The organism is Micromonospora cynarisoli (genome assembly GCF_030518815.1).
Lineage (GTDB): Bacteria > Actinomycetota > Actinomycetes > Mycobacteriales > Micromonosporaceae > Micromonospora > Micromonospora wenchangensis.
The window spans coordinates 1,984,548-2,001,697 of the sequence record NZ_CP130426.1 but is presented as its reverse complement, the minus strand read 5'-3'; the positions used below and the strand labels follow the sequence as shown (position 1 = coordinate 2,001,697).

The 17,150-nt window shown below is 72.5% G+C and carries 16 protein-coding genes; 5 read left to right on the top strand and 11 right to left on the bottom strand.

The genetic code is table 11. The features are described from left to right. Window positions 1-92 precede the first annotated feature (92 nt). The gene (locus Q2K16_RS08185) at window positions 93-1,223 is read left to right on the top strand and encodes a mandelate racemase/muconate lactonizing enzyme family protein (protein ID WP_302744510.1); all 1,131 of its coding nucleotides are present in this window, start codon (window positions 93-95) and stop codon (window positions 1,221-1,223) included. A 65-nt stretch (window positions 1,224-1,288) separates the two neighbouring features. Here Q2K16_RS08185 and Q2K16_RS08180 read toward each other — a convergent pair whose 3' ends face one another. The 6 genes from Q2K16_RS08180 to Q2K16_RS08155 all read right to left on the bottom strand — a co-directional run bounded on the left by Q2K16_RS08180 (window position 1,289) and on the right by Q2K16_RS08155 (window position 7,100). Then, window positions 1,289-1,639 carry an L-rhamnose mutarotase gene (locus Q2K16_RS08180; RefSeq protein ID WP_302744509.1) on the bottom strand — a complete coding sequence of 117 codons (351 nt, stop codon included), beginning with the start codon at window positions 1,637-1,639 and terminating at the stop codon, window positions 1,289-1,291. Window positions 1,640-1,694: 55 nt separating this feature from the next. After that, entirely contained in the window at window positions 1,695-2,528 is an 834-nt protein-coding gene (locus Q2K16_RS08175; protein ID WP_302744508.1) for a carbohydrate ABC transporter permease, read from the bottom strand. Beyond that, complete coding sequence (locus tag Q2K16_RS08170) at window positions 2,525-3,484, bottom strand: carbohydrate ABC transporter permease (RefSeq protein WP_302744507.1); 960 nt, start codon at window positions 3,482-3,484, stop codon at window positions 2,525-2,527. Before Q2K16_RS08170 ends, Q2K16_RS08175 begins: the two co-directional genes overlap by 4 nt. 61 nt (window positions 3,485-3,545) lie before the next feature. Further along, window positions 3,546-4,841, bottom strand: a complete 1,296-nt coding sequence (locus Q2K16_RS08165; RefSeq protein WP_302744506.1) for an ABC transporter substrate-binding protein — start codon at window positions 4,839-4,841, stop codon at window positions 3,546-3,548. Window positions 4,842-4,869: 28 nt separating this feature from the next. Then, entirely contained in the window at window positions 4,870-5,856 is a 987-nt protein-coding gene (locus Q2K16_RS08160) for a Gfo/Idh/MocA family protein (protein WP_302744505.1), read from the bottom strand. Beyond that, entirely contained in the window at window positions 5,853-7,100 is a 1,248-nt protein-coding gene (locus Q2K16_RS08155; RefSeq protein ID WP_302744504.1) for a M20 metallopeptidase family protein, read from the bottom strand. The genes Q2K16_RS08160 and Q2K16_RS08155 overlap by 4 nt, the downstream gene beginning before the upstream one ends. 110 nt (window positions 7,101-7,210) lie before the next feature. On the opposite strand from Q2K16_RS08155, the gene Q2K16_RS08150 reads away from it, so the two are divergent. From Q2K16_RS08150 to Q2K16_RS08140, 3 genes are all read left to right on the top strand, one after another. After that, the gene (locus tag Q2K16_RS08150; RefSeq protein ID WP_302744503.1) at window positions 7,211-8,053 is read left to right on the top strand and encodes an amidohydrolase family protein; all 843 of its coding nucleotides are present in this window, start codon (window positions 7,211-7,213) and stop codon (window positions 8,051-8,053) included. Window positions 8,054-8,239: 186 nt separating this feature from the next. After that, window positions 8,240-8,356, top strand: coding sequence for an AbfB domain-containing protein (locus tag Q2K16_RS33170; RefSeq protein ID WP_489671861.1), 117 nt, complete (start codon window positions 8,240-8,242; stop codon window positions 8,354-8,356). 82 nt (window positions 8,357-8,438) lie between these two features. Beyond that, window positions 8,439-9,383 carry a hypothetical protein gene (locus Q2K16_RS08140; protein ID WP_302744502.1) on the top strand — a complete coding sequence of 315 codons (945 nt, stop codon included), beginning with the start codon at window positions 8,439-8,441 and terminating at the stop codon, window positions 9,381-9,383. A gap of 26 nt (window positions 9,384-9,409) precedes the next feature. Here the strand turns inward: Q2K16_RS08140 and Q2K16_RS08135 are convergent, their stop codons facing one another. The 5 genes from Q2K16_RS08135 to Q2K16_RS08115 form a co-directional block, all read right to left on the bottom strand. After that, the gene (locus tag Q2K16_RS08135) at window positions 9,410-10,897 is read right to left on the bottom strand and encodes an MFS transporter (protein WP_302744501.1); all 1,488 of its coding nucleotides are present in this window, start codon (window positions 10,895-10,897) and stop codon (window positions 9,410-9,412) included. Between the two features lie 86 nt (window positions 10,898-10,983). Continuing rightward, window positions 10,984-12,246, bottom strand: a complete 1,263-nt coding sequence (locus Q2K16_RS08130) for a helix-turn-helix transcriptional regulator (protein ID WP_302744500.1) — start codon at window positions 12,244-12,246, stop codon at window positions 10,984-10,986. 223 nt (window positions 12,247-12,469) lie between these two features. Continuing rightward, on the bottom strand, window positions 12,470-13,216 hold the full coding sequence (locus Q2K16_RS08125; RefSeq protein ID WP_302744499.1) for an SDR family NAD(P)-dependent oxidoreductase: 747 nt from the start codon (window positions 13,214-13,216) through the stop codon (window positions 12,470-12,472). Beyond that, window positions 13,213-14,829: an FAD-binding oxidoreductase gene (locus Q2K16_RS08120; RefSeq protein WP_302744498.1), complete on the bottom strand. Its 1,617-nt coding sequence runs from the start codon at window positions 14,827-14,829 to the stop codon at window positions 13,213-13,215. Before Q2K16_RS08120 ends, Q2K16_RS08125 begins: the two co-directional genes overlap by 4 nt. 304 nt (window positions 14,830-15,133) lie before the next feature. Next, window positions 15,134-15,523 carry a winged helix-turn-helix transcriptional regulator gene (locus Q2K16_RS08115; protein ID WP_302744497.1) on the bottom strand — a complete coding sequence of 130 codons (390 nt, stop codon included), beginning with the start codon at window positions 15,521-15,523 and terminating at the stop codon, window positions 15,134-15,136. 135 nt (window positions 15,524-15,658) lie between these two features. On the opposite strand from Q2K16_RS08115, the gene Q2K16_RS08110 reads away from it, so the two are divergent. After that, window positions 15,659-16,312: an NAD(P)-dependent oxidoreductase gene (locus Q2K16_RS08110; RefSeq protein WP_302744496.1), complete on the top strand. Its 654-nt coding sequence runs from the start codon at window positions 15,659-15,661 to the stop codon at window positions 16,310-16,312. Window positions 16,313-17,150 lie beyond the last annotated feature (838 nt).

The window sequence follows — 17,150 nt, the reverse complement described above, 5'->3', positions numbered from 1 at the left end:
GGTTGTGGAGCCTAGACCAGCAGTCCAAGGCTATGGAAGAGTGCACAAGCAAGTTTGTGGCCGTTATTGGTCTCTAATTTGGGAGAGTCGGCATGGAGATCGTCGAGGTCGAGTCGGCGGTACGCGGGGACGCGCACTTCGTCCAGGTACGCACGTCCGACGGGCGGACCGGGGTGGGCCAGTCCGCGTGCTGGGGATACCCCGACGCGGTGCACGCCGTGGTGCAGACGTTCCGGCCCTACCTGCTCGGGGCCGACCCGGACCGGATCGAGCACCACTGGCACCACCTCTACCGGATGGGCCCGTTCCGGGGCTCGGTGCTCACCGCCGCCGTCTCCGCCGTTGACCTGGCACTGTGGGACCTGCTGGGCAAGCGGCTCGGGGTGCCGGTGTGGCAACTGCTCGGCGGCCGGGTGCGCGACCGCATCCGGCTGCACCTGCTGCTGCCCGGCACCGGCGCGCAGGCGCTCGCCGAACAGGCCGCCGCCGCGGTCGCCGACGGCTTCACCGCCGTGAAGTTCGACCCGCTGCCGGCAGCCTACGGTGACCTGTCGCAGGCCCGGCTGGTGGCCGAGACCGAGGCCACCACCGCCGCCGTCCGCGACACCGTCGGCCCGGACGTCGACCTGCTCATCGAGCTGCACCGCAAGCTCACCCCGTTGCAGGCCCAGGCGGTGGTGCCGGCGCTGGCCCGGCACCTGCCGCTGCTGGTCGAGGACCCGATCCAGATCGACAGCGTGAGCAGCCAGGCCGAGGTGGGCCGGCGGGCACCGGGGGTGCCGATGGCCAACGGGGAACGGCTGCACACCATCTGGGAGTTCAAGGAACTGCTGGCCCAGGCCGGCGCCCAGTACGTCCGGCCCGACGTCGGGCTGGCCGGCGGGCTCAGCCACGCCCGTAAGATCGCCGCGCTGGCCGAGGCGCACCACGCGGCGGTGGTCACCCACAACTGCCTGGGCCCGCTGCTCACCATGGCCTCGGTGCAGCTCGACACGGTCATCCCGAACTTCGTCACCCAGGAGTACTCGCCGCTGGACGACCAGCTCGCCGACGGTCCGGCGCGGGCCTGCGTCCGCCGTGAGGGCGGCTTCCTGCCGGTGCCGCAGGAACCCGGCCTGGGCGTGACCCTCGACCTGGCCGACACCCGCCCGCTGGACCTCACCGGCCGGCCGCTAACCCGCATCCCGCTGCGCGCCGACGGTTCGGTGGCGTACGCGGTCTGACGGCGGGCACCGCGACGGCCCGGCGGGGAGCTTCCCGCCGGGCCGTCGTGACGTGGTCGCGCCGCTCACGGCGGCGGCTGCCCCGGATGGTGGAACACCGGGTAGGCCCACAGCGGCTCGCCGTCGGCGTCGGCGATCTCGGCGAACAGCTCCGCAAGCGACGCCGTCCAGCGGGCCTGCACCGGCGAGGCGGCGGTCACCGCGGCGGCGTCGGCGAACCCCCGACGGGTACGCAGCACGCAGATCAGCAGCAGGTCGTGCCGGTAGATGTGGTAGTCGTAGATGCCCGCTTCGTCGAGCAGCGCGGACAGCTCCGGCCACACCCGGGCGTGCCGCCGCTCGTACTCGGCCTCGGCGCCGGGGCGCAGCCGGTAGAGGTGGCACACCTGCTCACCCGGCCCGGCCGCCCCGCTCACCGGCACCCCCGCCGCAGCGGGCCGGCCGGCGTCACCCGGTTGCGCTCGCTGGGCGTCACTTGCCGGAGCCGGCGAGCGCGCCGGAGACGAGTTGCCGCTGGAAGACCAGGTAGACGATCAGCACCGGCAGCAGCGCCACGATCAGGCCGGCGCTGACCAGCGGCACCGACACGTCGTACTGGCCGCTGAGCAGGGAGACGCCGACCATCAGCGTCTTGCTGTCCGAGCCGCCCATGATGACCAGCGGCAGCAGCAGGTCGTTCCACATCCAGACGAAGTTGAAGATGGCCAGCGCCGCGATGGCCGGGGTGGCGATCGGGGCGAGCAGCCGGAACAGGATGGTCAGGTGTCCCGCGCCGTCGACCCGGGCCGCCTCGATCAGTTCGTCGGGCACCTGCTGGAAGTAGCCGGCGAGCTGGTAGGTGCCCAGCGGCAGCCCGAACGCCGCGTACGCCAGGATCAGACCCTGGTACTGGCCGGACATGCCGAGGTCGAGGACCGTCTGGTAGAGCGGGTAGATGATCGCCTGGCTGGGGATGGTCAGCGTCACGATGATCAGCAGGAAGACCACCTTGCCGCCCCGGAACCGCAGCTTGGTCACCGCGTACGCGACCAGCAGGGCGGCGAGCACCGACAGCACCAACCCGCCGAGCGTGGTGATCAGCGAGTTGAGCAGCAGCCGGGGCATGTCCATCCGACGGAACGCCTCCAGGTAGTTCTCGAAGGTGATCCCGGCCGGCAGGCCCAGCGGGTCGTCGGCGAAACCGGACTGCGTCTTCACCGAGCTGACCACGGTGAACAGCAGCGGGTAGATCGCCGCGACGGCGACGACGACCAGCGCGAAGGTCAACAGGTAGCGCCCGATCCGGGCGAAGTGTCGCGGGTTCATCGCGGCTTACGCGTCCCCTCGGTGAACATGTGCCGGACGCTGAAGATCGACAGCACGGCGACGAAGACGAACAGGGCGATGCCGATGGCCGAGCCGTAGCCGCGGTCCAGGAACTGGAAGGTGGTGAGGAAGACCAGGTACTCGGGGAGCATGGTGGCGTCCCCCGGGCCGCCCTGGGTCAACGCGTAGATCAGCGGGAACAGCCAGATCAGCACGCCCGAGGCGCACAGCACGCTCCAGTACGCGACGGTCGGGCGCAGCATCGGCACGACCACCGACCACAGCCGCCGGAAGAACCCGGCCCCGTCCAGGTAGGCCGCCTCCAGGGTCTCCTCGGGGATGGTGGCCAGGCCGGCGAGGTAGGTCATCACGCCGAGCCCGAAGAAGCTCCACAGGGCGACCGCCACCAGCGAGAACAGCGCGCTGTAGCGGCCGTTGAGCCACTCGATCGCCAGCGGTTCCAGGCCGACGAACCGCAGCAGGGCGTTCAACGGCCCGTCGGGGGCGAGGATCTGCCGGAACATGATGCCGACCACGATCGGCGCGATGGTGTACGGCACGAAGTAAACCGCCCGGAAGAACTTCCACCCGGGCGAGCGCTGGTGGATCAGCAGCGCCAGGATCAGCGGGAGCACGATCCACACCGGCAGGGTGGCCACCACCAGCAGCGCGTTGCGGAAGCTGGTGAGCACCATCGGGTCGTCGAACATCCGGGTGTAGTTGTCCGCCCCGGCGAACTCGCTGCCACCGAACCCGCTGGACGACTCGAAGCTGGTGACCACCCCCCGGACCAGCGGCACCAGCTTGAACAACACGGCCAGCACCACGGCGGGGAGCACCAGCACGGCGCCCAGCCACCACTCCCGGGCGTGCCCGGGGCGGTGCCGCCGGCGGGTCGGCGCGGGCGGGGCGTCGGCGGCCACCGGGTCCGACACCGGCGCGGTGGAGATCGTCATCAGGGTTCCTCTCCCCGGGTCGGGCGGGCGGGGCGACGCGGCGTCACCCCGCCCGGGGTGGTTACTTGCCCTGCTTCTTCGTGGGGCTGCGCTCCAGGGCCTGCTGCATCTGGTCGGCCCACTTGTCCACGGTGAGCTGGCCGAGGGTGACCTGCTGCCAGCCCCGGGCCAGGGCGTCGGCCTCCGGGCCGGAGAGCATCACGCCGGCGTGCAGGGTCGGCTGGGCGACCAACTCCTGGATCTTGAGGAAGGCCGGCGACGACGGCAGCAGCGCCTTGTCGACGGTCTTGTTCAGCGGCTGGCCCTTGCCGTACTTCACCCAGAGCTCGCCGTTCTCCTTACCGGCGAGCCAGCTGATGAACTCCAGACCGGCCTGCTTCTTCTCGCTCCACTGGGTGACCCCGTAGACCGCGCCCTCGATGCCGGAGAACTTGCCGGCCAGCGGCGCGGCCGGGTCGATCGCCGGCCACCGGGTCACGCCGAGCTTGTCGTCGCCCAGGGCCTTGCCGAACGCCTCCCAGTTCACCGCGTCGGAGATGATGGTGCCGGCGAACGCGGCGTCGCCGCGCTGGAAGATGTCCGCGCCGTCGGGCAGCATGGTGATCGACGGCGCGTTCTTGTTGGCCCAGCCCTTGGTGGTGATCTCGGCCAGCTTGCCGAGCACCGACACCAGCTTCGGGTCCTTCCAGGACAGCTTCCCGGCGAGCAGCGCCCGGATGTCGTCCTCGGTGAGGTAGTTGCGGGCGATCTCCGGGAAGTCCCAGTACGCGGGGAAGGTGCCGGACAGTCCCAGCGCCAGGCAGGTCTTGCCGGCCTTCTTCACCGCCTCGCAGGCGGCCCCGAACTCGTCCCAGGTGGCCGGGGGCTGCTCCGGGTTCAACCCGGCGGCGGTCAGGACGGCCTTGTTGTAGTACAGGACGTTGCCCTGGTAGGAGAACGGCACCCCGTAGCAGGTCTTGCTCGTGTCGAAGCCCTCGCAGGCCCCGCTGTAGGTGACCAGGTCCTTGTTGATCTCGGCGGCCTTGTCACCCAGCGGCACGTACGCCCCGCGCCTGTCGAACAGCTCCAGCCCGGCGTTGTTGGCCATCACGTCCGGCCCCGACTGCGAGGTGATGTAGGGGCCCTGCACCTCGGGGTACTTGTCGAACGGGACGGACTGCATCTCCAGCTTGATGTCCGGGTGGCTGCCCTCGAAGCTGGTCTTGACCTGCTTCCAGTACTCGGCCCCACCCGGCTCCCAGGTCAGCACCTTGAGGGTGACCGAGCCGTCGGCGGCGTCGTCGCCACCGCATCCGGTCAGCAGGGCGGCGGCGGCCATGCCGGCGGCGAGGGCGCCGGCCAATCTCCGTCGAAACATCGGTTAGCTCCTGTCACAAGTGGGGGGCTCAGGGGAGTCGGCGGACCGCGCCGCCGCTGTCGGCGCTGCCGGCCACGGCCTCGGCGACCTGCACCACGTGCAGTCCGTCGGCGAGCGGGACGACCGCCGACGGTGCGGTGCCGTCGATCCGGCTCAGGAAGTGCCGCAGCTCGGCGGCGAGCGCGCCGCCGCCGTCGACCGGGGACAACAGCCAGTCCGGCGCCTCGGTCGGCTCGCCCTGGACGAGCAGCGTGGGGTGGCCGAGGTCGACGTGGGCGACCCCGTCGGTGCCGTACACCTCGACCAGGTCCGAGGTGTGGTGGGGGGTGCTCTCGGGAAGCAGGTAGCTGTTGCGGATCGACGACACGACGTCGTTGGCGTGTCGCAGCTCCGCCCACACCAGGACCGGGGTGGCCGATCCGGGTCGGGTCCGGGCCGCCGCGCGGACCTCGACCACGGGCGCTCCGGCGTACCAGAGGGCCAGGTCGATGTCGTGGACGGCGGTGAGCAGCGCGGGGTGTTCACGCGGGAAGAGCCGGCTCAGGGTGCGGGGCCGGTCGCGGCGGGACGACACGGCGAGCACGTCGCCGAGCCGGCCGGCGCGGATCGCGTCGTGCAGGGCGCGGTGCGGCGGGCTGTGCCGCAGGATGTGCCCCGGCTGGCAGAGCACGCCGGTGCGGTCGGCGGTGGCGACGATGGCGGCGGCGTCGGCGACGGTGGTGGCGAGCGGCTTCTCCACCAGCACCGGCACCCCGGCGTCGAGCAGCGCCACGGCCACCGTCCGGTGCGCCGGGCCGGGCACGCAGACCGAGGCGGCGTCCGGCGTCGTGTCGGCGAGCAGGGCGGCGACGTCGGCGTACGCCTGCGGCACCTGGTAGTCGGCGGCCACCCGGGCGCGGGTCGCGGCGTCCGGCTCGACCAGGGCGGCGACCGGCACGCCGAGCGACCGGTACGCGGCCAGGTGCCGGACCCCGAACGCCCCGGCCCCGATCACGGCCACCGACGGGCGGCTCACGCCCCGACCGCCTCGACCGCGTCGGCACGGTCACCCGTGCCGGACCGGCCGGCCCCGGCGTCCCCGTGACCGTCGGGAGCGGCCAGCCGGCCGTCGAGCACCGCGCGGGTGAGCCGTTCCAGGGCGGTCACCCCGACGTCGAGGCAGCGTTCGTCGACGTCGAACGCGCCGGAGTGCAGCGGCGCGCCGCCCTGCTCGCCGGTGACGCCGAGCTTGACGTACAGGCTGGGGCCGAGCGCGGCGAGCAGCGCGAAGTCGTCGGTGGTCAGTGGGGGCTCGGTGAGGTCGGCGACCTCGACCACCCCGGGCAGTTCGGTGCGGGCGAGCGCCACCAGCGCTGCCGCGTTGCGCACCGGCGGCATCTCGTTGGCCCAGGTGAACCGCAGCCCGAGGTCGAGCGCGGCGGCCTGCTGCCGGGCGATCCGCTCGATGACCTCCTTGAGCCGGGCGCGGGTGGCCTCGTCGTGGGTGCGCAGCGTGCCGGTGGCCTCGGCCCGCTCGGCGACCTGGCTCTGGCTGGCCCCGCCGGCGATCGTGCCGATGTTGAAGGCCACCAGCTCGTGCGGGTTGCGGGAGCGGGCCACCCCGGCGTGCAGCAGGTTGACGATGCCGGCGAGGCCGAGGATCGCGTCGCGGCCCAGGGCCGGGGTGGCGGCGTGCGCGGCCCGGCCGGTCACCTCGAACCGGAAGGCGTCCTTGGCCGCCATCGCGGTCACCCGGTCCACCCCGATCGTCCCCACCGGCAGGTCCGGCCAGCAGTGCAGCCCGAGGACGGCGTCGAAGCGCCTGTCGCGCAGGGCCTCGTCGGCGAGCACCGCGGCGGCGCCGGAGGTCGCGCCGAACGGGATCTCCTCGGCCGGCTGGAACAGCACGGTCACCGAGCCCCGGGCGGGCGGGTCGGCGGCGAGCCGGGCGGCGACGCCGGCCATCACGGTCATGTGCACGTCGTGCCCGCAGGCGTGACAGACCCCCGGGTTGGTCGACGCCCAGGGCACCTGCTTGGCGTCCTGCACCGGATAGGCGTCCATATCGGCCCGAAGCAACACCGAGGGTCCTTCGGTACGTCCTTCGATCTCCGCGAGCAGGCCGGTGCCGGCGACGCCGGTGCGGACCCGGGCGATCGACGCGAGCCGTCCGGCGAGCACGGTAGCGGTCTGCTGTTCAGTGAACCGCAGCTCGGGGTGCTGGTGGAGCTGCCGACGCAGCTGTACCAGATCGTCAACGTCCTCGTGCGCCTGCACCACGCGGTTCACTCCTCGCCTACGTCCGATAATCCGGACCTAATTGAGACAAGAACCTAAGCGAGGGGTCCTCCCGCGTCAATGGGCAGCTCAGAATCGGTTAGGGTCCGGCCATGGAACGCGCCGACGCCCACCTGCACCTGTTCGCCGACGGTTATCCCGGCCGCTACGGAAGGTCACCGGCCGGGGGTGACGAACTCGCCGTCTACCGGACGTTGCGCCACGAACACGGCATCGCGCGGGCCCTCGTGGTCGGCTACGAGGGCGGCCCGGAGTTCACCGGCAACAACTGGCACCTCGCCCGGCTCGCCGCCGAGCACGACTGGATCGCCCCCCTGGCGTATGTTCCGGTCACCGGCGTCGACCCCGCCGGACTGGACCGCATCCGGTCGGCGGGGTTCGCCGGCCTCGCCGCCTACCTGCCGGACCCGGCCGCCGCCGACACCTTCGCCGAGTGGCTGACACGGGCCGCCGCGACGATCGACGACACGGCGACGCTGCTCAGCCTCAACGCCCCACCCGAGGCCGCCGGACGGCTCGGCCGGGCGCTGGCCGCCCTGGACGGGTGCCCGGTGCTGTTCAGCCACCTCGGCCTACCCGGCCGGCAGCCGACCGTCCCGGACTCCCCGGCCGCCGCCGCCCGGCTCGCCCCGCTGACCGACCTGGCCCGGCTGCCCCACGTCGGGGTCAAGGTCTCCGGCCTGTACGCCGTCAGCGACCCCGCCGAGGGCTACCCGCACCCCGCCGCCCGACCCTTCGTCGAGACGCTGCTGCACCACTTCGGCGCGCAGCGGCTCTACTGGGGTTCCGACTTCGCCCCCAGCCTCGACCACGTGTCGTTCGCCCAGACCCTGCACCCGGTCGGCCTCGACGGGCTCTCCGCCGCCGAGGCCGCCGACGTGTTCGGCGGCAACCTGCTCCGCGCCCTGAACCACCGCGCCGCGCCGACGCGCTGAGCGGGGGCGCACCGGCCGGAGAGCGACGTCCTCAGATACTTGACCTCATCGATGTCAGCGATAACGTACGGGAACCACCGCCACCCCGCCTCCACCACCGCGAGGTGACCCGTTCGAGCCGTACCAGGACCAGCAGTGGACCCTGGTGCCCGGCCTGGCCGACCCGGCGGGGTGTCGTTCCGCTCGGTGAACTACCCCGACCGGTACCTGCGCCACTACGACTACCTGCTGCGCATCGACCCGCTCACGGGCAGCTCGCCGGCCACCGACCGGCAGGACGCCACCTTCCGGATCGGATACTGACCACGCCGGGAGAGCGCACGGCACACCACCGGACGTCGAGGCCGCCCGCCGGTGCCGGCGCGACCGGTCCTATCCTGGCCCGATGTCGTACGCCGAGCTCCGTGCCGACCAGTGGAACGACCGGTCCGAGGAGGCCGCCGCCCGACTGGCCCGGGAGATCGCGGCGCGGCACGACCTGACCGTGGTGGGCCTGCGGGACACCGTCTACGCGGGCCGCCCGCACCGCACCGCGCTGTTCGACCGGGGCGGGCTGCGGTTCGCGTTGGTGCCCGGCGGCCGGCCGACACTCGGCTACGACGCGTCCCGGTTCCACCCCGGCGCCGGCCAGGCGGCCAGCTACGCCGACAGCGCCGAGGAGTACGGCCTGCCGCCGCTCACCGAGTACGTCGACGCGATGACCTCGCCGGTGCGCGACGTCGACCTGCCGGCGATGCTGGTCGCGGTGGAGGCGTTCGAACCCGGCGAGATGCCGGTCCCGCCGGACGACCCGAGGGTCGGCGAACTCGTCGCGTCACTCGGCCACCGGGGCGACGGGGCGAACACCGTGAGCTCCGCCGACGGGCTGACCGTCGAGCTGGACGGGACCGGCCGGGTGATCCGGGCCGTGCTGGTCGAGGAGTTCGACCACGACGAGGCGATGGCCGCCCTCACCGACCTCGGCCTGCGGACCACCAGCCCGGACGAGTGGGAGTGGGCCTGCGGCGCGGGCGCGACCACCCTGTTCCGCTGGGGCGACGACACCCCCGACGACGGCTACCCGGTCGAGCACCCGACCGGGGTGCACCGCACGCCGAACCTGTGGGGGCTGGCGATCGGCCAGGACCCCTACCGGTACGAGGTGACGACCGAGCCGACGGTGGTGTGCGGCGGCGACGGCGGTGTCGTCACCTGCGGCGGCAGCGGCTACTTCCTGGGCTGGCTCACCCTCGCGACCGCCTACCGCGACGGGGACTTCGGCCGGTGGCTCGCCTCCGACGACGGGTACGCCGACGAGACCCTGACCCGACCGGTGATCGAGCTGGGCTGAGCGGCGGCCCACCGGCCGCCACCCGGCTACTCGCTCACCGCCGGCCGTACCGGTGCCGGCGCGGCGTGTTCCACCCGGTCCGCACCCCGGGCCCGCCGGTCGACGGCCACGAGCAGCACGGCGACGGCGATCGCGACCGCCGCCAGCGCCACCGCCACCGTGTGCAGCGCGTCGGTGAAGTGCCGCCCACGCAGGCCCACGGGGCTGGCGGCGGCGATGAACGCGCCGGCCGCCGCGATGCTCACGTTCTCGGTGGACAGCCGGATGGTGTTGAACAGCCCGGCCGCCGCACCCCGGCGGCTCTCGTCCGCCTCGGAGACGGCGAGCCGGTCGATGTGACCCGACGGCAACCCGGCACCCGCCCCGATGGCCAGCAGGGGCAGCGCCATGGCGGGCAACGTGCTGCCCGGCGACAGGGTGACCAGGCCCAGCGCGCCGAGCCCGCAGAGCACCACCGACGTGACCAGGACCGGGGTCATCCCGATGCTCCTGATCAGCAGGCCGCCCACCGGCGGCAACGCGATCGTCGGAGCGGTGAGCACCAGCATCCAGGCACCCGCCTCGGTGGGGGACAGGCCCACCACGTTGATCAGGTACGACGGCAGGTAGACCAGGATCGGCACCAGCACCACCATCAGGGTGCCCGCGGTGATCGCGATCGCCGTGTACCGGGGATTGCGCAGCAGCGTCAGATCGGTCACCGGGTGCGCCACCCGCCGCTCCACGCCGACGAACAGCAGCAGCAGCACGGCGGACAGGATCGCCCCGCCCCACAGCAGCGGATGCGTCGCCCCGAGCCGGGGGGCCTCCACCAGGGTCGCGATGCCGATCAGCGACGCCCCGGTGAACAGCGACGCCCCGGCCCAGTCGAACGGCGGGTGGGCCGATGACCGACGTCCGGCGGCGGGCGGGCGGGCGGCCAGGACCAGCCCGATCACCAGCACACCCACCGCGGCGGGGACCCCGAACACGGCCTGCCACCCTAGTGTCTCCAACGCCACGCCGCTGAGCTGCGGCCCGAACGCCAACCCCACGCCGAGCAGGGTGCCCAACAGACCGAAGGCACGGGCCTGCGCCCGACCGGTCAGCACGACCGACAGCAGCGCCACCCCGCCGGTCACGGTGGCCGCCGCGCCGACGCCGGTGACGGCCCGGGTCAGGTTCAGCACCAGCACCGTCGGCGCGAACGCCGAGGCGGCGGAGGCGACCGCGAAGACCGCCACCCCCGACAGGAACACCCGGTAGGGGCTCCACCGGTCGGTGACCGCGCCGCCCAGCACGAGGAACGCGGCGAACGTCGCGTTGTAGGCGTTGACCACCCACTGTGCGGCGACGGTGCTGGTCTGGAGGTCGTGCTGGATGCCGGGCAGCGCGACCGACGCCCCGGTGATGGTCAGCGGGAGGACCGTGGTGGCCAGCAGCACGGCCACCGCGTGGACCTGTGCCCGGCGGGTCGGCCGGTCCCGGTGCTCCTGCGCCCCGGCGGAATCCGGAGCGGAGAGGTGACTAGACATGAGGTTCCGTTAGAGGTGTGGGCCACGGCGCCCAGCTTCCGTGGTGAGGGCGATCAGGTCGGGGGCGTCGCCGGCGACGCGGTGGGTCAGCCGAGGATCAGGCGGAGTTCCTTGCGGTTGCCGATGCCGAGCTTCTTGTACACATGGGTCAGGTGCTGCTCCACCGTGCTGATCGTGATGCTGAGATCCCGGGCGATCATCTTGTTCTGCTTGCCCCGGCCGGCCAGGGTGGCAACCTTCAACTCGCTGTCGGTGAGCGTCGACAGGAACGCCACCGGACGCCGCTCCAGCACCGTGACGGTAGCGTAGTCCCCGCGGTCAAAGTCGAGCGGCTCGGTCTGCAACCGGCGCAGGATCAGGAAGAAGTCGGGGCTCGACGAGAAACGCTCCAGCGTCGTGAGGATCGCCTCGCGGGCACCCCCGAAGACCTCCCCGACGGTGTCCGTGGTCTGCATGGCCCGGGCGCGTATCTCGTCGCCGCGGGCCTGCAACGCCGCATCCACCAGGTGTACGGCGACGTCCTGCTCGCCGAGCATCTGGTAACCGGCCGCCGCCGCCAGCCGCCACGGGATGAGGTGCTCCAGCGCCATGCCCCACTCGGCCATGCTTCGCCCGCAGCTCATGAACCGGGTCACCGCACCACGCGGGTCCCCGGTGCCCAGGCAGAAGTGCCCGAAGCCGTGCCGGTACCAGAGGCTGTAGCTGGACTCGTCCATCAACGCCGACGGGGTGGTACGCAGGTGGTGCACCGCCGCGCCGATCCGGCCCAGGGCCAGGTTGCCCAGGACCACGGTGGCCAGCGGCTCACCGATCCGGTGCGCCCAGCGCCTCGGCTGCATCATCCGCAGCGCCCGCTCACCCCACTCGACACCGCCCTGCACGTCGCCGTCGAGCAGGGCGCAGACGGCGTGCAGGCTGGTGAGCCGGGCCCGCCAACCGATCGGGTTCTGCCCGCCGAGACGCTGCCGGGTCGCCGCCGCGCAGGCGGCGGCGTTCGGGTCCCCGGACAGCAGCAGGATGCGGATGGCGCAACTCACCAGCCACTCGACGCCGGTGGGGATCTGGGCGCCCTGGTTCTCCAGGTAGTCACGGGCCATGGCGACGTGGTCCAGGCCGGGCCAGGTGGCCGTCATCGCGTTGACCAACCCGAGGGTCATCAACTGCTCGCGGCTCATGTCCTCAAGGGACGTGCCGCGCCGGGACTCGCCGCAGGGGTAGAGGTCGGTGAGCCGGTCGAGGGCGCCGGGGAAATCGCAGGAGGCCAGCACCAGCGACTTCCACCTGTCGGATTCACGTGCCTCGGGGTGACCGGCCAGCGGTTCGAGGCTCGCCTCGATTCTCCTGAACACCCGGTCGTAACCAACGACCGGCCTGATCCGCTGGCGCGCGGAATCGACATCGGGTCGTAACCACGTCGCCGGGAACTCTTCCGGGTAATCGCCGAATAAGGGTTCGGTTGTCATTGGTCCCCCTGCCGTGCAAGTCGTTCCGAATTGCGTGACCGGCCCCTATGAAAGCACTCCTGTCTGTTCGACCGCTGATCTTTGTCGGGACGTGCCGGCGGTACGGCCGTCAGCGGGCGATCCGTTCCTCTCCCGCGATGACGACCTCCGTGAACGGATGCGGGGCGACCGGGTGCCCGGCGTTGACGATCCACGCCTCGCCGGTACGTCCCGTCGCGTGCGCCTGCTCGGCGGCAGCGGCCACCTCCTCCGGTGTCACCAACCCGACACCCGCGCGCACCAGCGCGTCGCGCCGGTCGGCGAGCATCGGGGTGTCCACCGCGCCCGGACAGATCGCGTTGATCCGGATGTTCACCTGCCCGAGCGGGCCCGCGAGGGACCGGGCCAGCCCCACCACCGCGTGCTTGCTCGCCGAGTACAGCGCGTCCGGCGACGGACGCAGCCCGGTGGTGCTGGCGGTGACCAGCACCGCGCCGCCGCCGTGGGCCCGCATCGGCGCGTACGCGGCCTGCACCCCGAACACGACGGAGTCGACGTTGGTGCGCATCATCGACCGGTACGCCTGCGGGTCGAACCCGTCACCGACCGCCGTGCCGGCGAGCACGCCCACGTTGAGGTGCACCAGATCCAGCGCCCCGTACCGGGTCAGGGCCGCCTCGACGTACTCCTGACAGCCGGCCAGGGTGGTGGCGTCGGTGTGTACGAACAGCCCGTCGCACCCGTCGGCCACCGCGCGCCCCCGCCCGGCGTCCCGGTCCACGATCACGACCCGCCAACCCCGGGAGCGGAAGCGGTGGGCCACTGCGGAGCCGATCCCACCGGCTCCCGCAGTGACCACCAGGACCTGTCCGGTCACGGAGCCGCCACGCCCAGGACGTGGCTGAACACGTTGAGCGGGTCGTAGGCCGCCTTGGCCAGTTGCAGACGCGGGTAGTTGTCGCCGTAGAACAACGTCGACCACGACACGCCGGAGGTGTTCTGGGTGCTGTCGAGGAAGTCGATGTCGGGCCAGTTGATGTACGACCCCTCGTTGCGGGCGTCCGGCGCCGGCACCCCGCCCGTCTCGGCGTACACGTCCCGGTAGAGCCCGCGCAGCCAGTCGATGTTCACCGCGTCGGCGCTCGGGTCGTCCCAGTAGCTGGTGAACGACGCGGCGATCACCGACGAGCGGTGCGCCGTCGCCGTCGCGGTGGGAGCGGTGGCGTTGATCGCCCCACCGTACGACAGCAGCGTCAGACCGGACGCCGGGTTGGTGTAGCCGCTCGCCGTCAGCCGGTCGAACACCCGCCCCGCCTGGGGGTCGGTGTAGCGCTGCTTGAGCAGGCCGCCCTTGCTCTTGGAGCGCAGCGGGCCGGTGATGCCGAACGCGGCGGCCGTGGTCGGCAGGTTCAGCGTTGTGGTCAGCCACGGCCGGGTGCCGGTGTCGAGGATCGTCGGCGTCGCGGTGACGCCCGCGGTGATCGCGCTGACGTAGGAGCTGCGCAGGGTGTTGTTGCCGCTGACCGTGGGGTCGACCTGGGCGACGACCGACAGCCGGCCGTACTCGCTGCGGTTGGCGGTCAGCGCGGAGAACAGCCGGGTGCCGGTGGCCCCGGGGGCGCTGTTCAGCTCGTGCCAGGTGCCGTAGTTGGCCATGATCCGGACGAAGTCCGCCCGGGACACGTCGGCCCAGTTCCAGGTGAGGATGGTGTTGGCGACCGCGCCGGGCGGCGTCGGCAGCAGCGTGCTCGGGTTGGTGCCGGTGGCCGTGGCGCTGCGCAGCCAGAACCGGGTGACGATGCCGAAGTTGCCGCCCCCGCCACCGGTGTGCGCCCACCACAGCTCGCGGTTCGGGTCCCCGGCGGCCCGGGTCGCCACGACGGCCTTCGCCGTGCCGGTCGCGTCGACGACGACGACCTCGACCGCGTCGATGTAGTCGGCGACGATGCCGTGCTGCCGGGACAGCATGCCGAACCCGCCGCCGGTGGCGTGCCCGCCGATGCCGACGCTCTGGCAGGAGCCGCCGGGGACGGTGACACCCCATCCCCAGTCCAGCCGCCGGTACAGGTCGCCGAGGGTGACCCCGCCCTGGACGCAGAAGGCGTTACGGGTGGTGTCGAAGGTGACCGAGCGCATCTCGACCAGGTCGATGACGACCTTCGCCGCCGGGTCGTCGACGAAGTTCTCCAGGCAGTGCCCGCCGCTGCGCACCACGACCTTCTTGCCGGCCGTCACGGCCGCCTGCACGGCCGCGACGACCTGCTTGGTGGTGCTGACGATCCGCACCGCCTCCGGACTGCCCACGAAGCGGCGGTTGAACCCGCGCTGGAGGGCGTCGGCGTAACGGCGGTCCGTGGGGCCGATCGTCACCGGCCCGGGAGTCTTCTGCCCGCCGGCCAGGCTGTCGACCTGGGCGGGCGCGGCGACCGCGTGGTCGCCGATCAGCGTGCTCGCACCTGCGCCGGCGATGACGGTGCCGACACCGGACATCAACCGCCTGCGGCTCAACCGGGACAAGCTTCCCCCTGGAATTGAGTGAATGTGGGGTGGACACCGCGCCCGATGCGTCGAGGCCCGGCGAAGAAACGTCAATGGGGCGCGCGGTGATGCGCTCGCCACCTGTCGAACGGACCGTAACCTTACTATGGGAATTTCGCCGTCGCCAACGGTCGAAGCGCTCGCCAGAACCCCTAGATCTCCCCTAGGGGAATTGTGTCCTGGATCACCTGGGTCGACGGTAATGGATGCACTGAGCTATCCGACAGGCACCCCGAATCAATACAGAAATGCCTGATCAGCGCAGTTTTGCCCGGCCCTGTCGGGCGTGTTCGCGGTCGTATGCCTCCTGCGCGTCGAGCATCGCGCCGAGGTGGTCCTGCGCCCACTGGACGGCCAACTCGATGGCGGGCAGCAGGGTCCGGCCCAGCTCGGTCAGGCCATAGTGGACGCTGCGCGGCGGGCCGGGCTGCTCCATCCGGGCGACGAAGCCGTCCCGCTCCAGGCTGCGCAGCGCCGCCGTCAGCACCTTCGCCGTCACCGGGCCGATCTGCGCCCGGATGTCGGAGTACCGCATCGGTTCCTCGGCCAGCAGGGAGATCACCATCGCCGTCCACTTGTCGCCGATGTGGATCGGCGCGATGCCTGACGGGCAGACCGGATCGAAGCGCGAGGTGGAGTCCGTCACCGATCCAGCCTAACGAGGTTTCCCGGAGGAAACCTCGGTGCTCGTTACCGTGGCACGCCGGCGCCGTTGGCGGCCGTACGGCCCCGTACGCGTGGGCGGCACCGGAACATCGGCATCGCGAGAGAGGGACGACCAGTGACCAAGATCGTAGTGTTCGGCGCAGGCGGCAAGGCGGGCAGGGCGATCGTGGCCGAGGCCGCCAGCCGTGGGCACGAGGTCGTCGCGGTCGTCCGGGACACCGCCCGGTACGCCGACCTCTCCGGCTCCGGCGTCGAGGTGGTCGCCGGCGACGTCACCGACCAGTCGCAGGTCGCCGCCCTGGTCAAGGGCGCGGGCGCGGTGGTGAACGCGGTCGCCCCCGCCGCCGGGGACGACATGGCGACGTTCTTTACCGCCGCCGCGGGCGCACTCGTCGACGCCGTCGCCGAGACCGGCGGGGGCCGCCTCGTCGCCATCGGCCTGTCGGCCTACCTCGACGCCGCGCCCGGCGTCCGGGTCATGGACACCCCCGGCTTCCCGGCGCAGTTCCAGGGCTTCGCCAAGGCCCACGCGGCGGCGCTGGACGTGCTGCGGGAGGCACCGGCGACGGTCGAGTGGTCGGTGGTGGTGCCGGCGATGGAGTTCGACCCGGAGGGCGAGCGGACCGGAACGTACCGCGCGGGCGACACCGGCATGCTGGCCGACGCCGACGGTGCCAGCCGCATCTCCTACCGCGACTTCGCCATCGCGGTCCTGGACGAGGCCGAGCAGGGCGCACACCCGCGCACGCACTTCGCCGTCGCCTACTGAGCTACGGCGGAGCACGCCGCGTCCTGACCGCCGGCCCGGAACGCCGCGTCCCGGGCCGGCACCGATTGGTAGCCGCCGCGGGGCGTCGCCCGTCCGGCTGCCTGGACGCGGGCCCGAACCCGCCCGATCTGCTGCGCGGGATGGGCGCGGCAGCGGATCGGGCGGGTGGCCCCGGGCCGTCCCGTGACCGGGGTCGACCGTCCATGACGGACGCGACCCCCGTGCCGGCACGGGACCGACGCCCGGGCCGACTGCGGCCTCCGCCACCGGCCCCCGGTGCGAGGGGCAGCCGGTGGTGGAGGCCGCAGCACCACCGCGCGTCGGTCGACAGGCGTGCCCGGCCGGGCCCCGTTCCCCGGCTCCGGCGATCGGCGTGGCGCGGCGGTCCGCCCATGGCCTGCCGATAGATTCGCTGGCCGCTGGCCGCTGGCCGCTGGCCGCTGGCCGCTGGCCGCTGGCCGCTGGCCGCTGGCCGCTGGCCGCTGGCGCGTGCCGTGCCGGAGGTTTCCCGCGCGTGGGTTCCTGACCCGGAGTCTCTTCGGTCGACCGGTCCGCCCCGACCCGGCGCTCCTCTGCCCGGAGCCGGCCCCTTCTGCTTGCCGGGGCGGTGGCCCCGTAAGGGCAGGTCCCGTCCGGATGCGCGGATGGCCCGGCACCATCGGCTCGCTGCGCCGGCCGGGTGCCCCGCCCCCGCGACGGTCGTCCGCCGAGTCTACGGCCGGCGGCGTGTTTTTCCTCTCCGATTGTTCGCCCGGTGCCGGAGCGTCGACACCCGGGCGGTTAATTGTTTCCGCCGGGGAACAGTCGTGTTTCCGCCGCCGCCCCCATTGCCGATAGC

Excerpts from the sequence above, each read along its gene's own strand:
- Q2K16_RS08175 (WP_302744508.1), bottom strand. The coding sequence starts at position 2,528 with ATGAACCCGCGACACTTCGCCCGGATCGGGCGCTACCTGTTGACCTTC.
- Q2K16_RS08140 (WP_302744502.1), top strand. The coding sequence starts at position 8,439 with ATGTCGTACGCCGAGCTCCGTGCCGACCAGTGGAACGACCGGTCCGAG.
- Q2K16_RS08120 (WP_302744498.1), bottom strand. The coding sequence starts at position 14,829 with ATGTCCGGTGTCGGCACCGTCATCGCCGGCGCAGGTGCGAGCACGCTG.
- Q2K16_RS08185 (WP_302744510.1), top strand. The coding sequence starts at position 93 with ATGGAGATCGTCGAGGTCGAGTCGGCGGTACGCGGGGACGCGCACTTC.
- Q2K16_RS08135 (WP_302744501.1), bottom strand. The coding sequence starts at position 10,897 with ATGTCTAGTCACCTCTCCGCTCCGGATTCCGCCGGGGCGCAGGAGCAC.
- Q2K16_RS08170 (WP_302744507.1), bottom strand. The coding sequence starts at position 3,484 with ATGACGATCTCCACCGCGCCGGTGTCGGACCCGGTGGCCGCCGACGCC.
- Q2K16_RS08150 (WP_302744503.1), top strand. The coding sequence starts at position 7,211 with ATGGAACGCGCCGACGCCCACCTGCACCTGTTCGCCGACGGTTATCCC.
- Q2K16_RS08165 (WP_302744506.1), bottom strand. The coding sequence starts at position 4,841 with ATGTTTCGACGGAGATTGGCCGGCGCCCTCGCCGCCGGCATGGCCGCC.